This window comes from Kitasatospora sp. NPDC056783 (assembly GCF_042789895.1).
Taxonomy (GTDB): Bacteria; Actinomycetota; Actinomycetes; order Streptomycetales; family Streptomycetaceae; genus Kitasatospora.
Genome location: NZ_JBHUAF010000542.1, coordinates 1 through 4,318, shown reverse-complemented (window position 1 = coordinate 4,318; position 4,318 = coordinate 1). Strand labels below are relative to the sequence as shown.

Here is a 4,318-nt window from a genome sequence, read left to right as displayed (position 1 = left end):
GGTCGCCGGGGTGCGGGTCCCGGCCGGGGCCGGGGCGGCCCGCGGGGCCGAGGCACTGGTGGTGCGCGCGTCCGGGCCGGCCGTCGAGGACCTGGTGGCCGCGCTGGTGGCCGCGGGCGTGCGGGTGCGCGAGGTCGCGCCGGTGGTGCCACCGCTGGAGGCCGCGTTCCTGGCGCTGACCGAGCAACAGGAGGACGGGACATGAGCACGATCACGGCCGGGCGCACGGCGGCCGCCGCCGAGGCCGCACCCGGGGCGGCGCGGCCGGTGCCGGTGGGCCGGGTGTACCGCTTCGAGCTGGTCAAGCTGCTCTCGCAGTGGCGGATCAGGCTGCTGACGCTGGCCTGCTGGATCGCCCCGGGGCTGTTCACCGCCGCCGTCGCCCAGCAGGGGACGCTGCCCTCCGACACGCTGTTCGGCCGCTGGATGCACGCCACCGGCTGGGCCGGTCCGCTGGTGGTGCTGGGCTTCGCCGGCTCGTGGGCGCTGCCGCTGCTGACCTCGGTGGTCGCGGGCGACGTGTTCGCCGCCGAGGACCGGCTCGGGACCTGGCGCCACCTGCTGGTGACGGTCCGCTCGCCGCGGCGGATCTTCGCCGCGAAGGCGCTGGCCAGCGCCACCGTGATCGTGCTGCTGGTGGCCGGACTGGCCGCCTCCGGCACGGTGGGCGGGCTGGCCGCGGTCGGCGACGAGCCGCTGGTCGGCGTCGACGGGCACCTGCTGCAGCCGTCCGACGCGGCCGGGAGCGTGCTGCTGGCCTGGGCCTGCGCGCTGGCGCCCACCCTGGCGCTGGCCTCGCTCGGGCTGCTCGGCTCCGTCCTGCTGGGCCGCTCGCCGATGGGCCTGCTGGTCCCCGCGCTGGCGGCGGTCGCGATGCAGCTCGCCCAGGTGCTGCCGCTGCCGGTGGCACTGCGCCTGGCGCTGCCCGGCTACGCCTTCGTCTCCTGGAACGGGCTGTTCGCCGACCCGCGGCGGCTGGACGAACCGCTGATCGCGATCGCGGTCAGCCTGCTCTGGGCCGCGGTGGCGACCACGGCGGCCTGGCTGCTGTTCGCCCGGCGGGACTTCACCACCGGCAGCGAGGACGGCGTGGGCCGCCGCACCCTCGCCTTCGCGGTGGCGCCGCTGGCCGGGCTGCTCGCGCTGACCACCGGCGCGATCGCGGTGGCCACGCCCTCGACGGGCTCGGGGATCACGCAGCAGAAGGTGCAGCAGGCGGTCGCCACCGCGTTCGCGCACCTCTACCGGCTGCAGACCGGGCAACTGCACCGGCCGGCCGTGACGGAGGAGCAGCTGCGGGCCACCGCGGAGTGCCACCGGGGCGACGGCCAGGTGGATCCGGAGGGGCCGGGCAACGACTGGCGCTGCGTGGTCACCTGGCACCTGCCCGGCACGGACGCGCCGGGGACGGCGGTCTACCAGCTCGACGTGGCCTCGGACGGGCGGCTGACCGCCGACGGCGACGGCCCGAAGGAAGTCAACGGCTACTTCCTGGTGCACACCCCGACCGGGGACGCGCCCAACCCGCTGTGGCAGTTCGACGGTCAGGTCGGACTGCTCGCTTCCCCAACCGACACGACGGACCCAACGAAGGGCTGACGCCATGCAGGTAACGCGTCGTCGACGCAGCCGGAACGAGCACGTGGTCCTCCTCGGCCGCCGGGTGGGCCGCCGGGCCGCACTCGCCACGGCCTGCGTGACCGCGGTGGCCGTGGCCACCGGTACGGCTTTCGCGAGCACCCAGCAGTTCGGCACCGACCAGGTCGGCCAGACCACCGCCGACGGCCTGGTCGTCTCCAGCGACCAGTACCTCGCCCCGTACGGCAGCCGGCAGGTCATCGACAACGGCAAGATCATGGGCTCCATCGTCAGCCCGGACGGCGCCCACCTGGCCGCGGCGGTCGCCGACGGCGACGCGGCGCTGGTCGTCGTGGACCTGAAGACCGGCAAGGTCCAGCAGCGGGTCGGCAGCAACAAGGCGGACGAGCTGCGCATCCCGAGCGGCTCGGTGGGCCAGGAGTCCCCGGTCTACTCGCCGGACGGCAAGCAGCTGTGGCTGGGCCAGCTCGACGGCTACACCCGGTTCACCGTCAAGCCCGACGGCACGCTGGCGAGCCCGGTGGCGGTGCGGATCCCGGCCGACGGGGACAAGCACGCGCTGGCCTCGGGCGCGGTGTTCTCCGCCGACGGCTCGACGGTGTACGCGGCGGTCAACGGCCAGAACCGGGTGGTCGCGATCGACGCGGCGAGCGGCGCGGTCAAGCAGAGCTGGACGGTCGGCAACGCGCCGCGCGGCGTGGTGCGGGTCGGCGGCAAGCTGTACGTCGGCAACGAGGGCGGTCGCACGGCCACGGCCGGGGACACCACCATCAACTCGTACGGCACCCAGGTGCCGGCCGACCCGGTGACCGCCGCCACCACCACCGGCACGGTCAGCGTGATCGACCTCGCGAACCCGGCCGCCGCCGTCGGCTCCATCCCCGTCGGCCTGCACCCGACGGCGGTGTACGCCAAGAACGGGGTGGTGTTCGTCGCCGACACCGGCACCGACGAGGTGTCGGTGATCGACACCGCGCGCGACACCGTCGTCCAGACCATCTCCACCAAGCCGTGGCCGGAGGCCTCCGTCGGCTACGAGCCCACCGCGGTGACGCTCACCGAGGACGGCCGCCTGCTGGTCACCCTCGGGCGCGCCAACGCGGTGGCGGTCTACCGGTTCACCGGCGCGCAGACGCCGGTGAGCTACATCGGCCTGCTGCCCACGGACTACTTCCCGGCCGAGGTCGCCACCGTCGGCTCGAAGGTGATCGTCTCCAACACCCGCGGCATCGACGCCCGGCGGCCCAACAGCACCGGCGCGCACAAGACCCACGACACCACCTCCAGCCTGACCCAGTTCACCCTGCCGAGCGACAAGGAGATCCGCTCGCAGACCGACAAGGTGTTCCGGCAGAACGGCTGGACCAACAACGCGGTCAAGCCGGCGAACGGCCACAAGGCGAAGGCCGAGGTGGTGCCGAAGCGGATCGGCGACCCGTCGCCGATCAAGCACGTCTTCCTGATCGTCAAGGAGAACCGGACCTACGACCAGGTCTTCGGCGACGTCGCCAAGGGCAACGGCGACCCGAAGCTGGCCCAGTTCGGCGCGAACGTGACGCCCAACCAGCACGCGCTGGCCGAGCAGTTCGGGCTGTACGACAACACCTACGACATCGGCACCAACTCCGCCGAGGGCCACAACTGGCTGATGCAGGCCGACAACCCGGAGTACACCGAGTCCTCGGCCGGCGAGTACGAGCGCAGCTACGACACCGAGGACGACGCCCTGGGCCACCAGCGCTCCGGCTTCCTGTGGACGGGCGCCCAGGCGGCGGGCAGGACGGTGCGCGACTTCGGGGAGTTCCACCAGTTCCTGGACAAGCCCGCCGACGCCACCTGGCAGAACCTGTACTGCGACTCCAAGGCGATGGACGAGACCGGGCAGGACAGCGCCTACGCCCTGAAGTCCTCCTCGCCGATCCCCTCGCTGAACAGCGTCTCGGTGCCCGGCTTCCCCCGGTTCGACACCGACGTACCGGACCTGTACCGGTACCAGATCTGGAAGCAGGACTTCGAGCAGAACGGCCCGGCGAACCTCAACATGCTGTGGCTGTCCAGCGACCACACCGGCGGTCCGGCGAGCCCGGCCGCGCAGGTCGCCGACAACGACCTCGCGACCGGCAGGATCGTCGACGAGATCACCCACAGCGAGTACTGGAAGGACTCGGCGATCTTCGTCGTCGAGGACGACTCCCAGGCCGGTCTGGACCACGTGGACGGCCACCGCGCGCCGATCCAGATCATCAGTCCCTGGGCTCGGCACGGGGCCGTGGACAGCCGCTACTACTCGCAGATCACCATGATCCGCACCATCGAGCAGATCCTCGGGATCCGCCCGATGAACCAGAAGGACAGCGCGGCCAGCCCGATGACCGGGGCCTTCACCGACCGGCCGGACTACACGCCGTTCACCGCGGTGCCCAACCGGACCTCGCTGACCGACGGGCTGAAGACGCCGCCCTCCTGCGGCCTCGACGTGCCGGCCGCGCAGGACCCGCGGGCGGCGGCGGTGCCGGCCACGACCGCGCCGCCGGCCGCGGAGCGGGCCGTCGCGGCCCAGTGGGACACCTGGAAGTCGCGGCAGCGGCTGACCGGCCCGAACGCGGCGCCGGACCGTGCCAACCCGGCGCAGATGGAGCACCTGGTCTGGTACCAGGCGCACAACTGGGCCACGCCGTACCCGGGCGAGGGCGCGATCCTCGCGCCGAACGACGTGCCC

2 protein-coding genes and 1 pseudogene are annotated in these 4,318 nt (G+C 73.1%); all 3 read left to right on the top strand.

Annotation, left to right across the window (positions count from 1 at the left end; genetic code table 11):
* Positions 1-205 (top strand): annotated as a pseudogene (locus ACFRMQ_RS38725) (ABC transporter ATP-binding protein); the annotation flags it as partial.
* Positions 202-1,599, top strand: coding sequence for an ABC transporter permease (locus ACFRMQ_RS38720; protein WP_380735588.1), 1,398 nt, complete (start codon positions 202-204; stop codon positions 1,597-1,599). The pseudogene ACFRMQ_RS38725 and the gene ACFRMQ_RS38720, both read left to right, overlap by 4 nt.
* A 4-nt stretch (positions 1,600-1,603) precedes the next feature.
* On the top strand, positions 1,604-4,318 hold a 2,715-nt coding region (locus ACFRMQ_RS38715; RefSeq protein ID WP_380735586.1), incomplete at its 3' end, for an alkaline phosphatase family protein.